This window comes from Halorubrum sp. AD140 (genome assembly GCF_034497445.1).
GTDB lineage: Archaea > Halobacteriota > Halobacteria > Halobacteriales > Haloferacaceae > Halorubrum.
This window is the reverse complement of the sequence record NZ_JAXRUU010000011.1, coordinates 30,651-52,709: the sequence shown is the minus strand read 5'-3', so window position 1 is coordinate 52,709 and position 22,059 is coordinate 30,651. Positions and strand designations below refer to the sequence as shown.

Genomic DNA, 22,059 nt, shown 5'->3' with positions numbered 1-22,059 from the left:
GCGGGCACGGGTAAAAGACGTACTGGGTCCGGCCGGGCGGACGTTCGGCGTCGCGGAGACGGGGCGGGGGGTCAGCCCTCGATCTCGATCTCGGTGCCGGTCGCCACGGCGTCGACGACGGGGAGACGCACGGTCAGGATGCCGTTCTGGTAGGACGCCTCGATCTCGTCGTCGTCGATCGTCTTCGGGAACCGGAACCGGCGGTGGTAGGTCCGGCGCGTGCCGCGGGCCTCGTCCTCGTGTTCGCCGGCGACGTTGAGGACGCCGTCGTCCCACGAGGCGGTGAGCTCCTCGGGATCGAACCCGGGGAGCTCCACCGTGAGGACGAACTCGTCGTCCTCCTCGTACAGTTCGTAGTCGTTGCTACTCGATTCGAACAGTCGGCTCGGGAAGTCGAGCCCCTGCGTCCACGAGCTGGCTGGTCGCGGGAGAGCCATTGCTGACCACCTCGGATGCAGTTAGTAATAGGGTAGCGATTCTATATGAATGTTTCGAACCTTGCTTATCGTTCACAGTACTATTGTTTCGGTCGTCGCGGCCGAGCGCGATCGCCGCGGCCGAACGGTTGGATTCAAGTCCGCCGCAGGGGAACCCGGTCGTATGCAACCGGGAGATCGCGTCCGCGTCGAGCGCGGGGACGTCACGAACGAGGGCGTACTGCTCCCCTCGACGACTCGCGACCACCTCGTCGTCAAGCTCGACGGGGGGTACAACGTCGGTATCGACCGCGACGCCGCCGACGTGGAGGTGCTCGAATCCGGCGCCCGCGACGTCGACGAGGGGGCCGACGCGGGCGGCGGCGAGGCCTCCGAGATCACCTTCGACGAGGACCTGCCGACGGTCTCGCTCATCTCCACCGGCGGGACGATCGCCTCCACCGTCGACTACCGGACCGGCGCGGTCACCGCCCAGTTCGACGCCGAGGACGTGCTCCGGGCGGTCCCCGACCTGGCCGGCCGCGCGAACTACCGTGGGCGCGTCGTCGCCAACATCCTCTCGGAGAACATGGAGCCGGCCATCTGGCGGGAGCTCGCCGAGGCCGTCGCCGAGGAGATCGACGCCGGCGCCGACGGCGTGGTCGTGATGCACGGCACCGACACGATGCAGTACTCCGCGTCCGCGCTCTCGTTCATGCTCGACGTGCCGGTCCCGATCGTGTTCACCGGGAGCCAGCGCTCCGCCGACCGGCCCTCCTCCGACAACGTGATGAACGCGGTGTGCGCGGTCGAGGCCGCGAAGGCCGACCACGCCGAGACGCTCGTCTGCATGCACGCGACCCAGTCCGACGACGCCTGCGCGCTCCACCGCGGCACCCGCGTCCGGAAGAACCACACCTCCCGCAGAGACGCCTTCGAGACGGTCGGCGCCCGGCCGCTCGGGGTCGTCGACTACGAGGCCGCCGCGGAGGCGGGCGCAGCGGGCGACGCGGCCGGCGCGGCGATCGAGTGGAACCGCGAGCCGCTCCCGCGGGGGGAGGAGGGCGCCGACGTCGACCCGGCGTCCGACCTCGACGCCGACGTGGAGCTGGCCAAGTTCACGCCCGGCATGGACCCGGCCGCGTGGGACTACCTCGACGACAAGGACGGCGTCGTCATCGAGGGGACCGGCCTCGGCCACGTCCACACCGACCTCATCCCGCGGATCGAGGAGCTGGTCGAGAACGGAACCGTCGTCGCGATGACGAGCCAGTGTCTCGCCGGCCGCGTCTGCGACCGCGTGTACGACACTGGCCGCGACCTCCTCGACGCCGGCGTCGTCGAGGCGGGCGACACCCTCCCCGGCACCGCGAAGGTGAAGCTGATGTGGGCGCTGGCGAACGTCGGCGACCCGGCCGAGGCGATGGGGCGCGACCTCGCCGGCGAGCTCACCGAGGAGTCGCGGCCCTGGCGATGACCGATCGGGAGCCCGGTCCCGGCGACCCCGCTCCCGTCGTCCGGGAGGCCCGCCCCGCCGACGTCGACGCGGTCGCGGCGTTCACCCGGGACACGTGGGGCGAGCGCCAAGCGGACTACATCCCGCGCGTGTTCCCCGGGTGGGTCGACTCGGACGACCCGGACCGCTGCACCCTCGTCGCGACGCTGCCGCCGGAGGCGGTCGCCGGGCGCGACGCGGTAGCGGAGAGCGACGACCGCGCCGAGGGCGACACCCTGATCGAGGGCGACGGATCGGGCGCGGCCGCCCCGGGGGAGCCCGAGGCCGTGGTCGGCTGCATCCAGGGCGTCCTGCTCAGCGAGTGGGAGGCGTGGGGACAGGGGATCCGCGTCGACCCCGCCGCCCGCGGGTTCGGCGTCGGGACCGCCCTCGCGACCGCCGCGCTCGGCTGGGCGCGCGACCGCGGCGCGACCGTGTGTCGGAACATGGTGTTCTCGTGGAACGTCGCCGGGCTCGGCCAGTCGCGCGCGGTCGGCTTCGAGCCCGCGACGGAGTTCAGGTTCGCGGAGCCGGAGCCGGCCGCGGACGCCGCGGACGCCGCCGCCGACGGAGTGCGCGCCGTGGGGGATCCCGATCCGAACGCCGCGTGGGCGTTCTGGCTCGACAGCGGCGCTCGCGACCACCTCCGCGGACTCGCGCTCGACGAGGGCGAGTCGTGGGCGTGCTCCGTGCTCACCCGCGAGCGGCTGCGGACCGCGGCCGACGAGGGGAGGCTCCTCGCGGTGGCGGACGCGGACGCGCTCGCCGGGTTCGCGGTCCGGACTCGCGTGACGGAGCGCGCGGGTGACGACGGCCCCGATCGGACGGCGGAGTACGGCGTCGCCGCGTGGCGCGACGTCGCCGCGGCCGGCGCGCTGTACAACGCGATCGCCGCTGACGCCGCCGCGGTCGACGCCGATGCCACGCGAGTGCTGATCCCCGAGACGGTCGAGCACGTGAGCGACACGGGCGCGAATCGGATCCCTGTGGCGGCCGAACCCGACTTCGTGCTGTCCGCGGACCTCACGGGCGACGGGGCCCTACCCGGCGACTTATAACGATCGCCGGCCGAACCGACTGGCATGGCGCTCCTCTCCGGGGTCTCTCTGCCGTGGTCGCTCCCGCTCACGCTCGTCGTGTACGGGATCGTCGTCGCCGCCGCGGCGTGGATCTACCGCGACGCGAAGGCGCGCGGGAACCGCTTCGCAGTCCTCTGGGCCGTCGCGACGCTCGCGTTCACGATCCTCCCGGTGCTCGCGTACCTGTACCTCCACCGCGACGCGGGAACGGAGCGGTGAGCGGCCCGACCCGTCGCCCGGTCGCTTAAGTACTGACCGTCGGTACGTGGCGATCGCATGCCCGCTTCCGACCGATCGATCCCCCTCCGATCGATCGCTCGCGGCCGGCGGCCGCGAGCGGTCGGTCTCCTCGTCTCGAACCTCCTCCCGCTGGTCGGCGTCGTGGTCCTCGGCTGGAGCGCCGCCGCGCTCGTGACGCTCTACTGGCTGGAGCTCGGTATCGCCACCCTCTGGGCGGTCGTCCGCGCGCTGTTCGCCGGGCGCCCCTCCGCCATCGAGCCTGAGACCCTGATCACCGGTCCGCTGGCGGCCAAGCGCGTCGCGTTCCCGCTCCCCCGGACTGACCTCCGGGTCCACCTGTCGACGCTCCTCGTCCTCCTCGTCGCGGTCCCGGTCCTCGCGCTCGTGTGGCTCGTCGCCGGCGCGGTCACCGCGGGCGTCGTCGCCGACGGCGGCCTCGCGTCCGCGGCGGCCTCGACCGTGGCGCTCGCCGCGCTGGGCATCTTCGTGACTGAGGCGGCGACGACCGTGGTGGAGTACTTCTACGAGGGCGAGTACCGCGAACACAGCGCACAGACGGCGATCCGGGGCGTCTTCTTCAGGGCCGGCACCGTCTTCGTCGGGGGGGTCGTCGCCGTCACGCTGATCGGCGCGGCGACCGTGGGGCCCGACGCCGAACTGTCGGCGGTCGCTCCCGACGCCGTGGGGCTCCCGCTGCTCGTCGCCGTCGTCCTCGTGAAGTTCGCGTTCGACCTCGCGGGTCTGTACCGCGACCGGCTCGTCGCCGTCGACGAGTCGTCGTCGCTGGAGATCGGATGGGCGCACGACCCGCCGGCGATCGACCCGATCGACGACCCGCTCCCCGACGCGTCGCGGCGAGTTCGGCCGGCCCGTCGCGGGCGGCTCGTCGGGTGGATCGCCGCTCTCCCGCGGCATCCGGGCGCCGTCGCCCCCGGCGTCGTGTGTCTGTTCGTCGCGGGCCTGTTCGCCGTCGGAGGCGCGTGGGCGACCGTCGGACTCCTCGTCGTCGGGGGCGTCGCGACGTCTGTACTCCTCCTCGCGCTGGACGACTGGCTCCGGTACGGCGCCGTCGAGTACCGCGTCGGCGAGGACGCCCTCGTCGCCTACGACCGCCGTTTCGACGCCGCGCTGTGGCGCGTCGAGCCGTGGGACGAGACGGTGCTCCGCGTCGAGCGCGACCCGCTCGACGAGCGGCTCGGAACCGCGAGCGTCGTGATCGAACTCGAAGACGACGAGCGACGACTGCCTCGGCTGACCGATGTCGATCCGGTACTCGCCGTCTTCGACCGGGCGGCCGAGCCCTCCGACTGACCGGCTCGACCGCACGGGACGCGACGATCGCTCGCGATCGGCGGTCCAGTATCGCTCGCGATACCGGGACCCGAACGCCTAATTACGCTCGGGGCGCCGGTGGGGACATGTTCGCGACGCTGCCGGACGCCCTCCGACTGCTCGTCGTCCCCGTCTTCGCGTGGGCGGCGCTGCGGGACGTCCGGACCCGCCGCCTCCCGAATCGGCTCTGGCCGCCGCTGTACGCGTTCGGCGCGCTGCTACTGATCTGGGAGGCGGCGACGCTGTGGCCGCTCGCGGGGTTCGAGGGTCGGCTGTTCCTGGTGCAGGCCGCGGTCAGCCTGCTGTTCGTCGCCCCCCTCGGCTACGCGTTCTGGTACCTCGGCGCGTTCGGCGGGGCGGACGCGAAGGCGCTGATCGCGCTCGCGGTCCTGTTTCCCACCTTTCCGACGTACGAGATTGCGGGCGTCACGCTCCCGCTCGTGGAGACCCAGATCGGCGTGTTCTCGCTCACGGTCCTCACGAACACGGTCCTGCTCGGGCTCGCGTATCCCCTCGGACTCGCCGGGCTCAACCTCCGTCGCGGCGAGTTCTCGGCGAACGCGTTCCTCGCCCGTCCGGTGGCGACCGAGTCGCTGCCGGACCGCCACGGGCGCCTGTTCGAGGACGACCGGGGCGAGACCCGGAGCGGGCTGGACCTGGACGCGCTGCGGATGTACCTGCGGTGGCGCGGGCTGACGCTCGCCGACGTGCGCGCCGACCCCGACCGCCTCCGCGATCCGGACAGCGTCGGCGAGACGTTCGACCCGACCGACGGCGGGACTCGCGTCGGCCCGCGAACCGACGGCGGGGCGGCTATCGAGCCGGAGCGCGAGGGCGGAGACGCCCCCTCGCGCGACGCCGGAGCGACGGCCGCCGCGGACCCGTGGGCCGCGGAGCGCTTCCTCGCGGAGATCGATCACGGGGCGTACGGCACCGACGCCGAGACGCTCCGCGGCGGGCTGACGGTCGTCGCTCGGAAGGACCGCGTGCTGGTGTCGCCGGGGATGCCGTTCGTCGTCCCGATGGCGGTCGGGCTGGTCGTCTCGCTGACGTACGGCGACGCGCTGTTCGCGCTGCTCGGCGTCGCCGGGCTGGTCTGAGTCGCGAGGGCCCGAGAGGCCGTCGCCCGCCCTCAGCTCTCGGCGCGGAGGTCGCCGACCGTGAGCACGCGCGTTCCCACGGGCCGCTTCACGAACTCGCCCACCTCGCGACCCAGCAGCTCGCGGACCCCGCGCTGGGCCGCCACGTCGAGCAGCCGCTGGTCGATCGGCCCGTCGACGACGACGGTGTGAGGGGCTGACTCGGCCGACTCGACTGCCTCGAACGCGTCTCCGGCGTCGACCTCCGCGAGAACGCTCCGGTCGTCACCGAGCAGGCGCGCGCGATCGCTCCCGGAGTCAACGACCTCCTGCACGTGCTCCTCGATGGACCGCGGCTCGTCGTCGACGGGGACGTCGTCGGGTGAGGCGTCGTCGGACGGTTCGGTCGCCGCCTCGTCGGTCTCTGCTCCCGACTCGGTCCCGGTCGTCGACGAGGCCGACTCGGCCTCTGCCGTCGCGGGGGCCGACCCCGTCTCGACAGCCTCCACGAGTCCGCCCTCGGTCGCCCCGCCAGTCCCCCCGGAAGCGACCCCGCCGCTTCCCGACTCGTCGGCGTCAGGCGTGTCGGAGTCGGTCGCTCCGGAGTCGGGCGTTTCGGACGCCGAATCGTCTGAACTACTATCGACGCCGACCCCGCCGTCCCGTCCGTCGAGACGCCCGTTTCCCTCGGCGCTCCCGAGTCCCCCGTCGCCTTCGTCGCCCGCGGCCGCCTCGCGGAGGTTGGGCTCGTCGGCGAGGCTGCTGTACGGTACCTTCCCGCGGAGCGCCTCGAAGACGGCGTTGCGATCGAGGTCCTCGACGGACTCGCCGGGCGGGGCGAACGCGACGTAGTCGACGTCGCCGACCTGCGCGAGCTCGCGGAGTATCAGCTCGCCGCCGCGGTCCCCGTCGAGGAAGGCGGTGACGGTCCGGTCGGCGGTGAGGTCGGCGACCGCGTCCGGGACGTTCGTCCCCTCGACGGCGACCGCGTTCTTGATGCCGCACTCGAGCAGCGTGAGCACGTCGGCGCGCCCCTCGACCACGATGACCGCGTCGGAGTCGCCGACGCGCGGGCCGGCGGGCAGTCCCTCGTACTCGACGATGCCCTCGACGCGAGCGGCTTCGCGAACCTCCTCCAGGATGTCGTCGCTCGCGAGGCTCGTCTCCTCGAAACCGCCGGCGATCAGCTCCTTTGCGCGCTCGACGACCTCGCGGCGCTTCGCCGCCCGCACGTCCTCGATGCTCGTCACCTCCACGGAGGCCTGGCAGGGGCCGATGCGGTCGATCGTCTCCAGCGCGGCCGCGAGGATCGCGGTCTCGACCTTGTCGAGGCTCGACGCCACGGTGACCTCGCCGAACGACTGCCCGTTCTCCGACTGCACCCCGACGTCGATCCGGCCGACCCGGGAGGACTCCTGGAGGTCCCGGAGGTCCAGCTCGTCACCGAGGAGCCCCTCGGTCTGGCCGAACACCGCGCCGACGACGTCGCTCCGCTCGACGACGCCGTCCGCCGCGATGGTGGCGTGAATCAGGTATTTTTCTGTGTCTTTCATGATGGATGAATTGTGATGGTCAAGCGGCGGTCGCCGCCCGACTACTGTTGTGTCCGTCGCGGAAAATACTTATCGCACCCGCCTCCGACGTCGCGTTATGAAGAGATATCTTCTGCAAAAATAGATATCGAATCACTTGAACAAGATTTAAGCGGAGAGATACAATATAACTCGACATGGCTCGGTCTCGGAGAGATCTCGTGTGGATACCGACGTTCGCCCTGCTCGTCGCCCTCGCGGTGCCGTGGCCGCTGTGGGGCGTCGACCGTGTCGTCGCCGGTCTCCCGGTGTGGATCTGGTGGCACGTGGCGTGGCTCGGACTGTGTGCGGTTCTGTTCGCCGAGTTCGTCCGGAGCGGCGCGTGGGAGCGCGGAATGGGACTGCGTCCGGAGTCGAGCGACGACCGCTCGACCGGGGGCGAGAGAGATCGCGTCGTCGGGAGTGAGCGGCCGTGACGCTCGCGCTCTCTCTCGGGGTGATCGTCGGGTACCTCCTCTTCGCGCTCGGGATCGGGCTCGTCGCCTACCGCGTCTCGGAGACGACCGCGGAGGACTACTACCTCGCGAACCGGTCGCTGGGGACGCTCGTCCTGCTTTTCACCACGTTCGCGACGCTTTTGTCGGCGTTCACCTTCTTCGGCGGCCCGAACCTCGCGTACGCCGCGGGCCCCGAGTGGCTGGTGGTGATGGGGACGCTCGACGGCGTACTGTTCGCGGTGCTGTGGTACGTCGTCGGCTACAAGCAGTGGCTGATCGGGACCCGCCGCGGGTACGTGACGCTCGGGGAGATGCTCGGCGACCGCTTCGGCTCGCTCGGCCTCCGGGCGCTCGTCGCGGGCGTGAGTCTCCTCTGGCTGTTCCCGTACGTCATGCTCCAGCAGATGGGGGCGGGCGAGGCGCTCGTGGGGCTCACCGACGGCGCCGTTCCCTACTGGGGCGGGGCGGCGCTGATCACGGCGTTCATGATCGTCTACGTCGTGCTCGCGGGGATGCGCGGCGTCGCCTGGACGGACACGATACAGGGGCTGTTCATGCTCTCCGTCGTCTGGCTCGCGGCCGTCTGGGTGGTGTCGGCCGTCGGCGGCGTCGGCGCGGCGACCGGCGCGATGATCGAGGCCCGCCCCGAGTTCGGCCGCTTCGGCGGCGGAACGTACACGCCGGGGTTCATCGTCTCCTCCGCGGTCACCATCGCGTTCGGCGTGACGATGTTCCCCCAGATCAACCAGCGCTTCTTCGTCGCGAAGTCGGGCGAGACGCTGAAGCGGTCGTTCGCGCTGTGGCCCGTGTTAGTCCTCCTCCTCTTCCTCCCCGCGTTCATGCTCGGCGCGTGGGCGGCCGGGATGCCGGTCGACGTCCCGGAGGGGGCGAACGTGCTCCCGGTCGTGTTGAACGAGTACACGCCCGCGTGGTTCGCGGCGCTGGTGATCGCCGGGGCGATGGCCGCGATGATGTCCTCCTCGGACTCGATGCTGCTGTCCGGGTCGTCGTACTTCACCCGCGACCTCTACCGGCCCGTGATCAACGCCGACGCCTCCGAGCGCCGCGAGGCGTGGATCGCCCGCCTCGGCGTGGTCGCCTTCGCGTTCTCCGCGTTCGTGGCGAGCCTGTTCCGTCCGGGTACCCTGATCGAGGTCGGAAACACCGCGTTCTCGGGGTTCGCGTTACTCGCGCTCCCCGTGATCTGCGCGCTGTACTGGGACCAGACGACCCGAACCGGAATGGTCGTCGGCGTGCTCGTCCCCCAGCTCGCGTACCTCGCGGTGGTGCTGTCCGCGGTCGTCGATTTCGTCCCGGCGCTCCCCCGCACCGTCGCCGGCGGCTGGGACGTGGCTCTCGGACTCATGGCGCTGTCCGCGGTCCTCACCGTCGGCGTCTCGCGCCTCACCGCGCCGACCGCCGAGGGCGACGCCTCGCGGTTCGCGGTCACGAGCGACTGAGCGGGGAGGCGGTGAGCGAGTTCGCGAAGAGCGATGACACGCTGTCCGGTGAGTATACTGTCCGTTCAGCAGAGGGTTTCTACCAGATTCACGTCATTTCAACAGCGGCGGTTTTTCACGCAGCTGCGTGCGACGGATAGCCCAGATCCCCGTTTCACGCCCGTCGAGGACCGGATAGCTCTCCGCTGCGATTATTCCCGTTTGGAGGGCCGGTACGATTTTCCGGGAATGTATCGACTATTAAGAAATGAACTTCATTAGGTTATCACACGTACGATTAATTCGCCATGTCCGTCAAGCACGGGGTAGACCTAGAAGAATTCGGAGAGTTTGTCACGTTCGCCAGCCAGAACCCCGACGAGGTCCAGTTGCAGCTGTCGGCGCGAGGGCTGGCCGAAGACCGGGCGCTCTGTTCGCTCGCAAAGGTTCAAGAGTACGGCCTCGGCGGCGAGACGATCGACCGCGAGACGCGCGAGTACACGTTCCCGCTCGGCGCGTGGAAGGAAGTCGAGGAGGCCGCGGGATTCGTCTCCCCGACCGACCGTCCCGAACCGGTCGAGGTCACGTTGGCCGCGCTCACCGGCTGTCTCAACGTCGCCGTGGGAATCACCGCCCTCCACGAGGGCATCGAACTCGAGGGCCTCGAGACCAAGGTTCGGCTCGATTTCGATCCGCGCGTCGTCCTCTACGCTGCGGACCTCGACCAGGCGGAACGGATGTTCGACAACATCGACGTCGAGATCGAGGTCTCCGGTGACATCAGCGAGGAACAGCGCGAACTTCTCGAGACGGGGGCTCGCCGCTCGCCCGTCTGGACCCTGCTGAGCAAGGCCAACGAGATGGAACCGCGTGTCAGCATCGTCGACGCCGAGATGGTGATGGGTGACTGACCGAACGTCCCGTTTCGACGGTTGCGTGTCGGTGGACCGTCGCGAGCCTCGGTTGCCGAGACCGATTCCCGACGATCGGTTCCACCGAGGCTCGGATAATACGCCTCTACTTTTCGACGTCCCGGCGATATCGCCATGCCGCGAGTGGCACCCCCATACTAACTATTAGTCTCGCCCCGCTGAGACCGGGTAGTTGGTAGCCCGTGAACGCATCTGAAAACGCGGAAGAGGCGATCGAGCTCCTCCAGCAACTGGGATTGAAGGAGTACGAGGCACGGTGCTTCGTCGGCCTATTGCGGGTAGAGACGGGTACGGCGAAGAAACTCAGCGAGATGACCGACGTTCCCCGAACGCGAGTGTACGACGCGATCCGGGTGCTGGAAGCGCACGGATTAGTACAGATCCAGCATTCGAGCCCACAGCGGTTCCGCGCGGTTTCCCTCGACGAAGCGATCGAGACCCTCCGCAACCAGTACCAGGATCGCATCGATCGCCTGCAGGCCGCCCTCGAGACGGTCAAAATCGTCGAAGACGCCGACGAGGAGTCCGTCCAGCAAGTGTGGGCGATGTTCGGACGCGACGGGATCGAAAACCGGACGGAAGAACTCATCGAGACGGCGACCGAGGAGGTCGTGCTCGTCGTCGGCGACGAATCGCTGTTGACGCGGGACCTCGTCGCCACGCTGAAGCAGATCGGGGGCGACGTCGACCTGCTCGTCGGCGCGCTGACCGAACCGCTCCAAGAACAGATTCAAGCGGCCGTCCCCGATGCCACGACGTTCATCTCGGGGTTAGAGTGGTTACACGGCGAGGACGCCGCGGAAGACGATACCGCGATCGGTCGCCTGCTGCTGATCGACCGCTCGACGATCCTCGTGAGTTCCATCATGCCGGACACGAAAGAGGAACAGGCGATCTTCGGCGAAGGCTTCGGGAACGGGCTCGTCGTGATCGCCCGCCGGCTCATGGCACAGGGGCTGGTGACCGGACGCGATCCCTCCTCCTGACACCGCTACCGCCTGTCTCTCGATTACTCACAAAATACGAGCGCCGTGAAAACACGGCGTCTTTTGTGTGCGTATCCTGATGCTTCTACGTGCGATGAACAACCGAAACACCGAGCGGGTCACGCGCGTTGCGACCGCGATCGACCACGCGGAAGCACGGATCGACACGGACCGAAACCGCATCGACGAACGACGACGCACCCAGCAGCCATGAGCCCTGCCCGACCCGCCAACGACCTCGTCGCGACCCTGGACGACGGAGACGTCGCACTCGGAGTGCTCGATAACGCGTACAGTCCGACGCTCGTGGAGCTATACGGCGAACTCGGCGTCGATTTCGTCTGGTTGGACCTCGAACACGGTGGACCGGACCCGTGGGATGCACCGCAGGTGGAGGACCTGCTCCGGGCGGCCGAACGGACGGACGTGGAGCTACTCGTCCGGGTCCCCGATACGGACCCGACGCTCGTCCGGAAAGCGCTGGACCTCGGCGTGAGGAACGTGTTCCTCCCACGCGTGAAAACAGCCGACGAAGTCCGCGATGCGGTCCGATCCGCTCGGTTCCGCTACGACGGCGGTCCCGGTGACCGGGGACTGGCCTCGCCACGGGCGTCTCGCTGGGGCCTCGATGACGAGTACGTCGCCACCGAAGACGGAGAGACCCTCGTCGGCGTGACCATCGAGACGGAGGCGTGCATCGAGAACCTGGACGACGTCCTCGCCGTCCCGGAACTGGGATTCGTCTTCATCGGTCCGTTCGACCTCTCGGTGTCGCTCGGCCACCCCGGTGAAGTCGAGCATCCGGCGGTGCAGGAAGCCGTCGAGACGGTTCGGTCGAAGGCCCTCGACGCGGGCGTCCCCGTCGCGGGGCTCGGGTTCGGGATGGACGACGTCACCGAAAAAGCGGCGAACGGCTACCAGATGCTGAACCTCGGGAGCACGACCGGGGCACTCGAAGGGACCGTCACCGATTGGCTGGAGGCCGCCGAGTCCACCTGACGCGAACGGACACGAGCGTCGTCCGGTAGCGCGATTGACGGGACCACGGTCGTTCCGGAGGGGCACGGTCGCCACGTCTTCGAGACCGCGAACGCGGCGCACGCCAGACTCGCGAGACGAATAGCGCCGGGCCGCCGCGGAAGCGGCCTGCCCGCGCGGCGCGAGACACCGCGATGGGTGGCGGCTCGGCGGACACGGATGCGGAACGGCGTCGGAGGCGAACGACACCGACCGGTCGGTTCCGCGGTTCGAACTGCCGGTCGTCGCGTCCCGAAGCCGCGGTAACGGAGCGTTACCGACTCGACACGCGCATACAGCGCTCATAACAATCCACCCGAGTTCCGTTCTCGATTCTGCGATGGTACGAACGAAGATCTCCGACGATGACGAGGGAAAGCGAGTGGTCAACTCCAGGGGAAAGAAAATCGGGATGGTCACGGAAGTGAAGAACGGAACGGCGTACGTCGACCCGGATCCGGGAATCGCGGACTCCATCCGTTCCCGGCTCGGGTGGGGGGACGCGGATGACGACAATTACGAGCTCGAGTCGCGACGGATCGACAGGATAACCGACGACGAGATTCACCTCAAGAACTGACTGTCACTTGTATTGCGACAGAAACGCCGTGGAGCGTGTGTTGCAGGTGAAGGACCGTTCGACGGGAAACCCGATTCTCGGATCAACGGCCCGCTGTGCCAAGGTATATTTTCGTCCTTGCCTTTCCGGTGGGTATGCGGATGGAACTCCGGGTGTGCAAGCACTGCTACAACGGCGAACACGGTAACGAGCACAAGACCGCTGTCACGCGTGACATGGTCGCGTGCGCCGAACGCATCCGGGAGTACAAGGACCTCATCGGCATCGATTCGCTCTACATCACCCACGTCGAGGAGGGCGACACCGGTGGTGCGGAGGCGCTCCCCGCCATCGTCGCCTCGATCGACGGGAAGCAGATCAACCTCGCCGACACGCAGCTCGTCATGGAGGACGCCGACGGCAACATGCTCGTCTACCCCGAACCCGAGGACATCCTCACGGTGCTGACCCGGAACGTCGACCAGATCTCCGAACAGACCCGAAACGACGTGACCGTCGAACTCTCCGCTGAATCCGCGGAACTGCTGTAGGGGACTGTCGGAACTATCCGACCGTTCTCCCTTAGAAGAACGTGGTGACGGTCATGCCGACGACGAGTGCCGCACCGAGGGCGACGACGACCCCCTCCGTCCATTCGACCATCTCGTACTTGCGGCCCTGGTACGCCACCCCGAGCATACCGACGACCGCGAAGAGGACCATCACGACCGCCAGTGCGTCGGTGAGTAGTGCCATATCCGGCCATAGTCCGCTCGGTGCTTGAAAGTTGGCCCGTCCCGACGACGTAGACGGTTGAAAAAAGCGTCCGTCAGTCGTCGCTCGGTTCGCCGCCGTCTGCCGCGGTCGCTCGAGGCTCTTCTTGCTGCTTTTCTTTCAGATACCGAGACCGGAGGACGTTCCCGTACATCGAGAGCGTGAGGCCGAGGAACAACACGAGGAAGCCGGTGTTGATGCCGATGGTCCGGAGGAGACTCCCCTCGTTGAAGGCGAGTTCGCTGGACACCGGGTAGCCGCCGTAGGTGACGGAGGCGAGCATCACGCTGACGATACCGACCACCGTCGCGACACCGACGATGTTGGTGACCCACCGCCAGGATTTCTTGCGGCGAAGTCGCTCAATGCCGGTCGACTCGTGGTCGTCGGGGTCGCCGTGGAAGTTCGGCGTTTGGTCCTTCGGCAGAAACGCCTTCATCTCGACGGGGTAGAAGGCGGGATGGAAGCCGTGCTCGAAGGTGTGGAACATGACCCCCATCAGCATGATGATCCCGAGCAGGCCGTGGAAGGCGACGAAGGCCATCGCGGCCGACTGGGTGTTGTAGACGCTGATGAGCCACGCCTTCTGCCAGATGAGCAGGCCCGTAATCATCAGGAAGACCAGCTCGACGGTGAAGATGGCCGCGACGCCCTTGCCGATGTAGGATAAAAGCGGCACCTCGTCGGCCTTGTAGCCGGCGAACTGCCGTGCGTTGGGGTGTCGCTCGTCGGCGCGCCCAAACGCAAACTGAACGTCCTGGACGAACGCCTCAACGTCGTCTTTCGTCGGCAAGAGCGTGCCGATGCCGCCGCCGTTGGTCCGGCTGAGGAGCATGTACGGCACCCAGAAGCCGGTCAGTGCTATGAGCGCGAAGCCCGCGGCCCGATGGACCGCGAGCACGCCGGTGTTGCCACCCATCAACTCGATGAGCCACCACAGCTCGGCGTTGAAGGCGATGGAATACCCCGTGAAGAAGAGCGTGAACACCGTTAGCGCCAGAAGCGAGTGGAAGACGGTCGTCACCCGCGAGAACTTCCCGTGGTCGAGGTTCGTCACTCGCGGTCACCTCCCTGGGGCTCGCCGCCGTCGGCGATGGTCGGTTCCGATTCGGTGTCGGTGCCTTCCGGCGGCTGCATACGGTCTGCCAGCCGGTGGAACGCCGTCCAGTGGACGAACATCAACAGGAGGATGAAGATACCCATCACGATGTCCGCGAAGTGGACGACATCGATCATGAGCGTCAACACGGCGTTCGTGACGCCGGCCTCCCAGTCGGCACCGACGCCGCCGCCGCTGAGGGTGGGGTGGACGCGCAGTAGGCTCTCGTGCCAGACGCCCCGAGAGCTAAAGAACCACACCGATCCGGTCGCCAGCGCGAGCCCGAAGATCGCACAGCCCCAGAAGATAACTCGATCGGCGATGACGCCGTCGGTCGATTCAACTGGCACCTCGGCAGCGGCCGCCGCCTCGTCGTTGCCGTCGGTCGTGTCGGGGTTGCTCATGCGTTCTTCACCATGTCGGCGTCGTCGCCGAAGATGATCTCAAGAGCGGTGTCGTTGAAGAACGACCCGCTCCCGCGCTTTTCGAGCTCGTCCGCGATGTCGCCCGCCGAGCCGACGAGGATGGCGTCGGTCGAACACTCCTCGGCACACGCCGGGCCCTTCTTGGCCTCCTGTCGCTCCCGACAGCCGGTACACTTGTCCATGACGCCGCCGGTCCCGAAGACATCGGAGCTTATGGTCCCCTCGGAGTCCGGGAACTGCGGGGCGCCGAACGGGCAGCCGGACAGGCAGTACTGACAGCCCACGCAGAGGTCGTCGGAGACCGTCACGAAGCCGTCGTCTTCCTTCTGGAGGGCGTTCGTCGGGCAGACCGACACGCAGGGAGCGTTCTCGCAGTGATAACACTGCATCGGCAGGCTCGTCTCACCGGGGTTTTTCCCCTCTTCGAGGGCCGCCGTCTGCCGGCTGTTGTACCCTTCGGCACCCTCACGCCCCTCCAACATGGTCGTAATCTGGATGCGCTGTTCGTTGTTCGATACGTCCCAGGTGCGTTTACACGAGACGACGCAGGCGCCACAGTCGATACAGGCCTCTACGTCGGGGAAGATCCGCATCCCGTCGCCCGTGGACATCACGCCCTCGCCCATTCGATTGTCGTTGTGTGTAGACATTGCTAGTCGTCACCGACGCTCTGCTCGAGTCCCTCGGTCATGTCCCAATCCCGCGTGTCGTAACTCTTCTGTCGGCCGATACCGGCCTCCTCCTGCGGGTAGTCGATGAACTCCATGTCGAGTTCGTCCACCCGCGCCTGCGTCGCCTTCTCCATGACGACTATCCCGGCTTTCGTCTCCTGCATCTGGGTTTCCGCGTCGAAGCCGGAGGACGTCACGATGTTGGCCGAATCGCCGATTGCGAGGGGTTTCGTTCCCTCGGGATAGGAGTCGACCTGACTCTGACCGCTGAAGACGCCGCCCCAGTGGTAGGGGAGGAAGATCTCCTCGGTGTTCGGCCGCTCGGTCACCTTCGCTTTCACCAAGATCGAGCTCTTGCTCTCGGCGGCCGGGTGGATGATGACGTGGTCCTCGCCGCCGCGAAGGTCCATCTCCGCGGCGACGTCCGGATGAATCTCCGCGTACATGTGCGGTTGCAGGTCCGCCGTCAGCGGGTTGTTCCGAGTCTCGGCGCCGCCGCCCTGGTGTTCGACCTGGCGGCCGGACGTGAGGATCAGCTGCCGGGCACCGTCGGGCATCTCCTCCATCGCGGACCCGACCGACTGCATCGCCTCTTCCTGTGTCGTCGCGTTGTTCTGGTCGAGCCGCCAGAAGTTGGTCTGCTGACCGTTGGCCGGCCACTGCTCGACGAGATCCGCCCGCGGGCTCTCGATCGGTTCGCGGTGGACCGGAACGGTGTCGAGGAAGTTCCACACGACCGCACGCGCCTTCCCGCGCCCCGTGGGCGGGTCCGGCTGCTCGTTGTCGAACTGCCGCCAGAACTCCAGGTCGTGGTTCTGGCCGTAGTTCTCATTGAGCTCGCGCGCGGCGTCGAAGGCCGACCTGTCCTCTCTGAGCGCGTACTCCTGTGGCAGGGACTGGTCGGACGGACTGGTCACGTCGTCCGGCAGCGTCGTCGTGAAGGCCGGGTACTGCGGGACGCCCTCGATGGTGTCGTCCCACCAGTCGGGCTCGAATTCGTCGCGTAGCATGTCGAGGCCCTCCGCTTCCCCCTCCTGCGAGACGGTCTCCGCCAGCGGGTAGGGCTTGTCGACGTCCATCGATTCCCACTCGTCGGGCGTGGGCGCCTGCGTCCCCCAGTTCGGCCGGAAGTCGTGTCCACCGTCCCGCGGATCGAGCTCCGAGGTCCAGATGATGGGCGTTCCCGGGTGGTCGCCGCCCCAGTAGGGCCACGGCAGCGACCAGTAGTCGCCGTCGACGGGGGTGCCCGGCGCGTCCGCACGCAGCGTGTCGGTGTCGAACAGGTAGTCGTACTCGACGTGTTGCTGGAGCTTCTCGGGAGGCTGTTGGTAGCCGATGGACCGGGTCCCCAGGTTGATCTCGCGGACGACGTCCTCGTGGGTCGACCGGCCGTTGTAGATCTCGTCGCCGGAGCCCCAATCGAAGTGCTCGCCGAAGCCGAGTTCGTGCGCCAGCTCCATGAAGATCTGGAGGTCGGGCTTGGAGTTGTGCGCCGGCGGCGAGACGCGCTCGGACCACTGGACCGAGCGGTTCGTGTTCGTCAGGGTGCGGACGTGCTCGTACTGGCTGGAGGCCGGCAGCAGGAGGACGTTGTCCTCCTTCGGAAGCGTGCCGGCGACCGAGGGGAAGACGTCGACGACCACCAGGAGGTCGAGCGCCTCCATCGCCTTCCGCTGTTTGTCCATCTCGGAGATCGAGTTCGCCGAGTGGCCCCAGTAGAACGCCATCTTCACCGGATCCGGCTGATAGAGGTCCGACTCGTTGAGTCGGTCTTCCTGGTCGAGCGCAGCCTCGTACCACCGAGCGACGGTCAGCCCCTCGTGGAACATCATGTTGCCATCGGTGTCGGGCCAGCTCGTGTCGCGGTCCGGGTCCGGCGGATCGCCGTTGACCTTCTCGAAGGTCTCGTCGTCCATCGTGACGAAGTAGTCGTCGTGGAGCTCCTGTGCGGAGATGCTGCCCGAGGTCCACGGGCTCTGTGACCAGACGTTGGTCCAGTGGTCCCACGACCCCGCCCCGCCGACGCCGTAGTAGCCGGGCAGAATGGACGATTCGACGCCGAGGTCGGTCGCCCCCTGGACGTTGGCGTGGCCGCGCATGACCTGGAGCCCACCGCCGGAGCGGGCCGCCGATCCCGTCGCCAGCGACGCCAGTGCGTACGAGCGGATGTTCTGAGTCCCGTTGTTGTGCTGGGTACCGCCCATCGCCCACTCGATTTGGATGTTCGGCTTGTTCTCGATGATGAGGTCGCCGATCTCCTGGAGGCTCTCCTCGCTGATCCAGCTGATGTCGGCGGCAGTCTCGAGGTCGTACTCGTCGAGCTCGGCCTCGACATCGGGCCAGCCTATCGTTCGCTCGTCGAGCATCGTCTCGTCGAGTTCGTCCTGGTCGCGGACGTACTTGATGAGACCCATCATGATAGCCACGTCCGTCCCGGGACGCATCCGGTAGAAGTGGTCCGCGTGAGCCGAGGTCTTCGTGTATCGGGGGTCGATGGAGACGATGGTGCCGCCGCGCTTTTGGCCCTCCAAGATATGCTGCATCACGACTGGGTGGGCCTCCGCGGGGTTCTGCCCGATGATGATGAGCAGATCGAAGTTCCGGTAGTCGTTGATCGTGTTGGTCATCGCCCCGTATCCCCAGGTGTTCGCGAGGCCGGTGACCGTCGTCGAGTGGCAGATGCGCGCCTGGTGATCGATGTTGTTGGTCCCGAGGAACGCGGAGAACTTCCGGGAGGCGTAGGCGGACTCGTTGGAGTGGTGAGCCGAGCCCAGAAGCATCACGCTCTCGGGGCTGTATCGCTCGACGACGTCGTCATAAGTGTCGCTTATCTGCTGGTAGGCCTCGTCCCACGAGATCTTCCGCCACTCGCCGTTCTCCTTCCGCATCGGGTGTTTGAGTCGGCGTTCGGAGTGTTCGGTCTCGAGAATGCCAGCCCCTTTCGAACACAGCGATCCGTTGTTCAGCGGGTTCTCGTGCCACGGCTCTTGGCCGACGAACGCGTTCCCGTCCTTGACCGCCTTGAACCCGCATCCGATCGAGCAGTAATTGCAGATTACCTTGGCCGTCTCCGCGTCGTCGCCGACGCCGTCCGGTTCATCCTCTTGGCCGACGACCTGCCCAGTCACGCCGCCACCGAAGGCCACCGCGCCCGCCAGCGCGGAGGCCTTCATGAACGAACGCCTGTCGAGGTCAAGTGTTACGGGCTCACTCATACGTAGCGTCCTGGTGTTCCCCCCTCACGTACGGCGCGTCCACAGATACCATACGACAATCGGATCCTCATGAAAATAAAAGAAACTTCCGGGTGAAACGGGAGAATAATGCCGCTACTAACGCGACAGTAAGTATGTCGCAAATTAATATATCAATGACATATGTTCGCGCATAAATTCTGCGGTCGATCCCCCGTCTCGCGGTCCTCACGTCGAGCAGACGCCCCCATGTCTCCGGTCCCGCAACAAGTTCTTTATCACTTCGCCCGTTAGCCGGACGCGATGAACACGGGGACCTTCGTCTGCTCCTGTGCGGATACCTGTGATATCGACCTCGAGGACGCTCGCGAGGGCGTCACCGACGTCGACGTTGCGGCGAGTTCTCGGCTGCTCTGCGGCGAGGGCCGTGACGCCATGGAGGCGGTCATCGACGAGCACGATCTCGACCAGCTCGTCGTCACCTGTCCCGACTCCGGCGTTCAGGCTGACCTCCGAGAGATGGCGACCGACCACGGCCTTCACCCCGACGCCGTGGAGTTCGTCGACCAGCGCGAAGGCGCCGGCTGGGTCCACGACGAGTCGGCGGCGACCGACAAGACCGCTCGCCTGCTCAACGCCGCCTACGCCGGCCTCGAGTACGAGTCGGTGACCCGGACGCACACCCGCGAGGCCGGCGACAGCGTCGCCGTCGTGGGCGACTCAGAGACCGCCGTTGCGCTCTCCGACGGCGCCGACGTGACGCTCATCGCCGACGGCGCGGAGCTGGCCGGTGCCGCCGACCTCGATGAGGTGGCCGTCGAACGCGGCCGCGTGGCCGACGTCTCCGGCCGGTTCGGCGAGTTCACGCTGACGCTCGACGCTCGCGTCACCGAGGACTGCATCGCCTGTATGGAGTGCGTTCGGCGGGGTCCTGACGGCATGGTGACGAGCAAGCCGGTCGACATCGACCCCGAGGCCCCCGACGGCGAGTGGGCCGACTGCTGTCCCGTCGACGCCATCGAGATGGACGGAACCACCCGTGAACTCGAGTTCGATCAGGTCGTCTACCCCGGTGCCGACGCCGACACCCGCGGCGGTCGCATCGGCTTCTACACCCACGTCGACGCCGCGACCGTCGCCGCGGTCGACTCCATGCTCGGCGGCTACGAAGGCCCCGATCACCTCGATCTGGAGATGGACGTCTGCGCGTCCGGCGAGTCCGGTCAGCAGGGCTGTACCGCCTGCGTCGACGCCTGTCCCCACGGCGCCGTCGAACGGCCCCGCGTCGACGACGTCGAGTTCCTCAAGGAGGCCTGTCGGAACTGCGGCGCCTGTACGAGTTCCTGTCCGACCGGCGCCGTCACCCTCCGGAAGCCGTCGAACGAGCGTATCGCCCGGCAGGTCGAGAGCCTGCTTCGGCCGACGACCGACGATTCGGGCGGCTGGCTCTTCGACCGCGGATCTGACGGCATCGCCACGCCCGTGCTCGCGTTCGTCTGCTCGGAGCGGGCCGCCGAGGCCATCGCCGAGTACGGCCGGCGCTCGCAGATCGGCGCCGACATCGAGTACCCGCCCATTCTTCCCGTCCGGGTCGAGTGCACCGACACCGTCGGCGAGGCCCACGTCGCCCACGCGCTGGCGGCCGGCGCCGACGGCGTCGCCATCGTCGGGTGTGGCGATTCGTGTCTCCACTCCGGACCGGACCCGAAGGCCGAACTGGTCGAGCGCCTCAACCGCGCCACGACAGACCTCGGCCTCGGCAAACGCGTCGCGTTCTTCGCTCCGGACCTCGCCGACCACGAGGCCTTCGTCGAAGCCGTCGACGCGTTCATCGAGGGGCTGGACGAGACGCCGGTTCCGGCCGGCGAACACGAGGCGTCTGGTCGTCTAGCCGCGAGTTCTGGAGGCGCTTCGACCGGTGCCGCATTGACTGACGGCGGAACCATGACGCAGCCGAGCGGGGGCCAGCAGTCCAGCCCCGACTTCAACAGCCACGACTGGACGCTCGAAAGCGTCCGCGCCATCCTCGAGCACGTCGAGCCAGAACGGGACGTGATTCGCGGGCTCAAGGACTTCGCGAACGTCGAGGTTTCGGACGCCTGCACGCTGACGCCGACGTGTTCGAACCTCTGTCCGACCGACGCGCTCCGCCGAGAGGGCCCCGAACTCCAGTTCAGCCACGAGAAGTGCGTCAACTGCGGGACCTGCGAGGAGGGCTGTATGGAGAACGCCATCGAACTCGAGGCGGGCCTGCACCTGTCTTCTCTGCCCGAGAACAACGACGGCGAGGCGTGGCGGACGGCCTTCGAAGGCGAGATGCGCGAGTGCGCCAACTGCGGCAAGCCCTTTACCAGCGAGGGCACCGCCAGCAAGATTCAGGAGGAGGTCGGCGGCCTCGTCGCCGACCTCACTCCGGGCGACGAGAACGTCTTCGACTACTGTTCTGACTGCCGGGTCATGCTCCTGCACAAGAGCGGCGAAATGGAGGGCGACTGATGAGTCTCGACCAGGAGGCGCTCTACGAGACGCGCCTCGAACTGGCGGGTTTCCTCGTGGACGCCTTCGCGGATTACCCGCCCGAGAAGCTCCTCGATCGCCTGCTTGACGGGGCGGTCACGCTCCCCGAGGCGGGCGTCTCCGAGGAACTGGACGCCGGCTTCGAGAAGCTGCGGGCGTTCGCCGCGGAGAACGAGGGCCGAGACGTCGCCGCGGTCCGAGACGATCTCGAGCGCGAGTACACCCGCCTCTTCGTCGGCCCGCGACCCCCCGTCCTCCCCCACGAGACCTACTACCGAGACGACACCGACTTCCGCGGGAAGGGCCTGGCCGAAGTCGAGGCCAGCTACTCGGCGGCCGGGTGGTCGCCGCCGGAGGAGTACCCCGAGGAAGCCGACCACGCCGCCGTCGAACTCGCCTTCCTCCGGCACCTGATCCAGCGGCAACGGCGGGGCGCCGAGGAGGCCTTCGGCTTCCAGCGGGTCCTCCACGAAACGCACCTCTCCGAGTGGGTCGACGACTGCGTCCGCGACGTCTTAGCGAACACGGACGAACCGTTCTACGAGGCGGCGGCGCACCTCCTGTCGGGCTACGTCGCCTTCGAAGGAGAGATCGCCGGTCAGATGAGCTGACTATTCGTCGTCGGCTTCGTCCGTGAGCCCCAGGTCCATCTCTTCGGGGTCCTTCTGGCCGTCGTTGATCTCGTGTGGCGCAGTGTGCGTCCACGTCTCGTGTTCGTTACACTGCTGGCACCCCGTGTCCGGACGCCACTTGCTGTCCTTGTGCATACACCGGCG

22 protein-coding genes are annotated in these 22,059 nt (G+C 67.7%); 14 read left to right on the top strand and 8 right to left on the bottom strand.

Annotation, left to right across the window (positions count from 1 at the left end; translation table 11 throughout):
- Positions 1-71 precede the first annotated feature (71 nt).
- On the bottom strand, positions 72-437 hold the full coding sequence (locus U4E84_RS04685) for an Hsp20/alpha crystallin family protein (RefSeq protein WP_322530935.1): 366 nt from the start codon (positions 435-437) through the stop codon (positions 72-74).
- A 163-nt stretch (positions 438-600) separates the two neighbouring features.
- Between U4E84_RS04685 and gatD the strand changes: the two genes are divergently transcribed.
- From gatD to U4E84_RS04660, 5 genes are all read left to right on the top strand, one after another.
- Positions 601-1,893, top strand: a complete 1,293-nt coding sequence (gene gatD, locus U4E84_RS04680) for a Glu-tRNA(Gln) amidotransferase subunit GatD (RefSeq protein ID WP_322530934.1) — start codon at positions 601-603, stop codon at positions 1,891-1,893.
- Positions 1,890-2,969 (top strand): GNAT family N-acetyltransferase, encoded by a 1,080-nt coding sequence (locus tag U4E84_RS04675; protein ID WP_322530933.1) that lies wholly within the window; start codon positions 1,890-1,892, stop codon positions 2,967-2,969. Before gatD ends, U4E84_RS04675 begins: the two co-directional genes overlap by 4 nt.
- 24 nt (positions 2,970-2,993) lie before the next feature.
- Positions 2,994-3,209, top strand: coding sequence for a hypothetical protein (locus U4E84_RS04670; RefSeq protein ID WP_322530932.1), 216 nt, complete (start codon positions 2,994-2,996; stop codon positions 3,207-3,209).
- Positions 3,210-3,266: 57 nt separating this feature from the next.
- Positions 3,267-4,541, top strand: coding sequence for a DUF6498-containing protein (locus tag U4E84_RS04665; protein ID WP_322530931.1), 1,275 nt, complete (start codon positions 3,267-3,269; stop codon positions 4,539-4,541).
- Between the two features lie 107 nt (positions 4,542-4,648).
- Positions 4,649-5,662, top strand: coding sequence for an A24 family peptidase (locus U4E84_RS04660; protein ID WP_322530930.1), 1,014 nt, complete (start codon positions 4,649-4,651; stop codon positions 5,660-5,662).
- 32 nt (positions 5,663-5,694) lie between these two features.
- Here U4E84_RS04660 and dnaG read toward each other — a convergent pair whose 3' ends face one another.
- Positions 5,695-7,194 (bottom strand): DNA primase DnaG, encoded by a 1,500-nt coding sequence (gene dnaG / locus U4E84_RS04655; RefSeq protein ID WP_322530929.1) that lies wholly within the window; start codon positions 7,192-7,194, stop codon positions 5,695-5,697.
- Positions 7,195-7,370: 176 nt separating this feature from the next.
- Here dnaG and U4E84_RS04650 point away from each other — a divergent pair, with 176 nt between their 5' ends.
- The 7 genes from U4E84_RS04650 (at position 7,371) to U4E84_RS04620 (ending at position 13,154) form a co-directional block, all read left to right on the top strand.
- Positions 7,371-7,649: a DUF3311 domain-containing protein gene (locus U4E84_RS04650; RefSeq protein ID WP_322530928.1), complete on the top strand. Its 279-nt coding sequence runs from the start codon at positions 7,371-7,373 to the stop codon at positions 7,647-7,649.
- Positions 7,646-9,130 (top strand): sodium:solute symporter family protein, encoded by a 1,485-nt coding sequence (locus U4E84_RS04645; RefSeq protein ID WP_322530927.1) that lies wholly within the window; start codon positions 7,646-7,648, stop codon positions 9,128-9,130. Before U4E84_RS04650 ends, U4E84_RS04645 begins: the two co-directional genes overlap by 4 nt.
- 287 nt (positions 9,131-9,417) lie before the next feature.
- Positions 9,418-10,020, top strand: a complete 603-nt coding sequence (locus U4E84_RS04640; protein ID WP_322530926.1) for an OsmC family protein — start codon at positions 9,418-9,420, stop codon at positions 10,018-10,020.
- Positions 10,021-10,223: 203 nt separating this feature from the next.
- Positions 10,224-11,027: a helix-turn-helix domain-containing protein gene (locus tag U4E84_RS04635; RefSeq protein ID WP_322530925.1), complete on the top strand. Its 804-nt coding sequence runs from the start codon at positions 10,224-10,226 to the stop codon at positions 11,025-11,027.
- A gap of 210 nt (positions 11,028-11,237) precedes the next feature.
- Positions 11,238-12,026, top strand: a complete 789-nt coding sequence (locus U4E84_RS04630) for an aldolase/citrate lyase family protein (protein ID WP_322530924.1) — start codon at positions 11,238-11,240, stop codon at positions 12,024-12,026.
- A gap of 358 nt (positions 12,027-12,384) precedes the next feature.
- Entirely contained in the window at positions 12,385-12,624 is a 240-nt protein-coding gene (locus U4E84_RS04625; RefSeq protein WP_322530923.1) for a PRC-barrel domain containing protein, read from the top strand.
- 134 nt (positions 12,625-12,758) lie between these two features.
- On the top strand, positions 12,759-13,154 hold the full coding sequence (locus tag U4E84_RS04620) for a hypothetical protein (protein WP_322530922.1): 396 nt from the start codon (positions 12,759-12,761) through the stop codon (positions 13,152-13,154).
- A gap of 31 nt (positions 13,155-13,185) precedes the next feature.
- Here the strand turns inward: U4E84_RS04620 and U4E84_RS04615 are convergent, their stop codons facing one another.
- The 5 genes from U4E84_RS04615 to U4E84_RS04595 all read right to left on the bottom strand — a co-directional run bounded on the left by U4E84_RS04615 (position 13,186) and on the right by U4E84_RS04595 (position 18,787).
- Positions 13,186-13,359, bottom strand: coding sequence for a hypothetical protein (locus U4E84_RS04615; RefSeq protein WP_322530921.1), 174 nt, complete (start codon positions 13,357-13,359; stop codon positions 13,186-13,188).
- Between the two features lie 73 nt (positions 13,360-13,432).
- Entirely contained in the window at positions 13,433-14,434 is a 1,002-nt protein-coding gene (locus U4E84_RS04610; protein WP_322530920.1) for a cytochrome b/b6 domain-containing protein, read from the bottom strand.
- Positions 14,431-14,880: a hypothetical protein gene (locus U4E84_RS04605; RefSeq protein WP_322530919.1), complete on the bottom strand. Its 450-nt coding sequence runs from the start codon at positions 14,878-14,880 to the stop codon at positions 14,431-14,433. Before U4E84_RS04605 ends, U4E84_RS04610 begins: the two co-directional genes overlap by 4 nt.
- Positions 14,877-15,551 (bottom strand): 4Fe-4S dicluster domain-containing protein, encoded by a 675-nt coding sequence (locus U4E84_RS04600; protein WP_322530918.1) that lies wholly within the window; start codon positions 15,549-15,551, stop codon positions 14,877-14,879. Before U4E84_RS04600 ends, U4E84_RS04605 begins: the two co-directional genes overlap by 4 nt.
- A gap of 2 nt (positions 15,552-15,553) precedes the next feature.
- Positions 15,554-18,787 carry a molybdopterin-dependent oxidoreductase gene (locus U4E84_RS04595; protein ID WP_322530917.1) on the bottom strand — a complete coding sequence of 1,078 codons (3,234 nt, stop codon included), beginning with the start codon at positions 18,785-18,787 and terminating at the stop codon, positions 15,554-15,556.
- Between the two features lie 282 nt (positions 18,788-19,069).
- Between U4E84_RS04595 and U4E84_RS04590 the strand changes: the two genes are divergently transcribed.
- Entirely contained in the window at positions 19,070-21,262 is a 2,193-nt protein-coding gene (locus tag U4E84_RS04590; protein ID WP_322530916.1) for a hydrogenase iron-sulfur subunit, read from the top strand.
- Positions 21,262-21,894, top strand: a complete 633-nt coding sequence (locus U4E84_RS04585; protein WP_322530915.1) for a molecular chaperone TorD family protein — start codon at positions 21,262-21,264, stop codon at positions 21,892-21,894. The genes U4E84_RS04590 and U4E84_RS04585 overlap by 1 nt, the downstream gene beginning before the upstream one ends.
- Here U4E84_RS04585 and U4E84_RS04580 read toward each other — a convergent pair whose 3' ends face one another.
- Positions 21,895-22,050, bottom strand: coding sequence for a hypothetical protein (locus tag U4E84_RS04580; protein WP_322530914.1), 156 nt, complete (start codon positions 22,048-22,050; stop codon positions 21,895-21,897).
- Between the last annotated feature and the right edge of the window lie 9 nt (positions 22,051-22,059).

What these genes read in the sequence shown, in the direction of transcription:
- U4E84_RS04685 (WP_322530935.1), bottom strand. Translation starts at nt 437, where the DNA reads ATGGCTCTCCCGCGACCAGCCAGCTCGTGGACGCAGGGGCTCGACTTC.
- U4E84_RS04605 (WP_322530919.1), bottom strand. Translation starts at nt 14,880, where the DNA reads ATGAGCAACCCCGACACGACCGACGGCAACGACGAGGCGGCGGCCGCT.
- U4E84_RS04650 (WP_322530928.1), top strand. Translation starts at nt 7,371, where the DNA reads ATGGCTCGGTCTCGGAGAGATCTCGTGTGGATACCGACGTTCGCCCTG.
- U4E84_RS04665 (WP_322530931.1), top strand. Translation starts at nt 3,267, where the DNA reads ATGCCCGCTTCCGACCGATCGATCCCCCTCCGATCGATCGCTCGCGGC.
- U4E84_RS04595 (WP_322530917.1), bottom strand. Translation starts at nt 18,787, where the DNA reads ATGAGTGAGCCCGTAACACTTGACCTCGACAGGCGTTCGTTCATGAAG.
- U4E84_RS04640 (WP_322530926.1), top strand. Translation starts at nt 9,418, where the DNA reads ATGTCCGTCAAGCACGGGGTAGACCTAGAAGAATTCGGAGAGTTTGTC.
- U4E84_RS04590 (WP_322530916.1), top strand. Translation starts at nt 19,070, where the DNA reads ATGAACACGGGGACCTTCGTCTGCTCCTGTGCGGATACCTGTGATATC.
- U4E84_RS04580 (WP_322530914.1), bottom strand. Translation starts at nt 22,050, where the DNA reads ATGCACAAGGACAGCAAGTGGCGTCCGGACACGGGGTGCCAGCAGTGT.
- U4E84_RS04625 (WP_322530923.1), top strand. Translation starts at nt 12,385, where the DNA reads ATGGTACGAACGAAGATCTCCGACGATGACGAGGGAAAGCGAGTGGTC.
- U4E84_RS04615 (WP_322530921.1), bottom strand. Translation starts at nt 13,359, where the DNA reads ATGGCACTACTCACCGACGCACTGGCGGTCGTGATGGTCCTCTTCGCG.
- U4E84_RS04620 (WP_322530922.1), top strand. Translation starts at nt 12,759, where the DNA reads ATGCGGATGGAACTCCGGGTGTGCAAGCACTGCTACAACGGCGAACAC.
- U4E84_RS04630 (WP_322530924.1), top strand. Translation starts at nt 11,238, where the DNA reads ATGAGCCCTGCCCGACCCGCCAACGACCTCGTCGCGACCCTGGACGAC.
- U4E84_RS04585 (WP_322530915.1), top strand. Translation starts at nt 21,262, where the DNA reads ATGAGTCTCGACCAGGAGGCGCTCTACGAGACGCGCCTCGAACTGGCG.
- U4E84_RS04600 (WP_322530918.1), bottom strand. Translation starts at nt 15,551, where the DNA reads ATGTCTACACACAACGACAATCGAATGGGCGAGGGCGTGATGTCCACG.
- U4E84_RS04670 (WP_322530932.1), top strand. Translation starts at nt 2,994, where the DNA reads ATGGCGCTCCTCTCCGGGGTCTCTCTGCCGTGGTCGCTCCCGCTCACG.
- U4E84_RS04660 (WP_322530930.1), top strand. Translation starts at nt 4,649, where the DNA reads ATGTTCGCGACGCTGCCGGACGCCCTCCGACTGCTCGTCGTCCCCGTC.
- gatD (WP_322530934.1), top strand. Translation starts at nt 601, where the DNA reads ATGCAACCGGGAGATCGCGTCCGCGTCGAGCGCGGGGACGTCACGAAC.
- U4E84_RS04675 (WP_322530933.1), top strand. Translation starts at nt 1,890, where the DNA reads ATGACCGATCGGGAGCCCGGTCCCGGCGACCCCGCTCCCGTCGTCCGG.
- dnaG (WP_322530929.1), bottom strand. Translation starts at nt 7,194, where the DNA reads ATGAAAGACACAGAAAAATACCTGATTCACGCCACCATCGCGGCGGAC.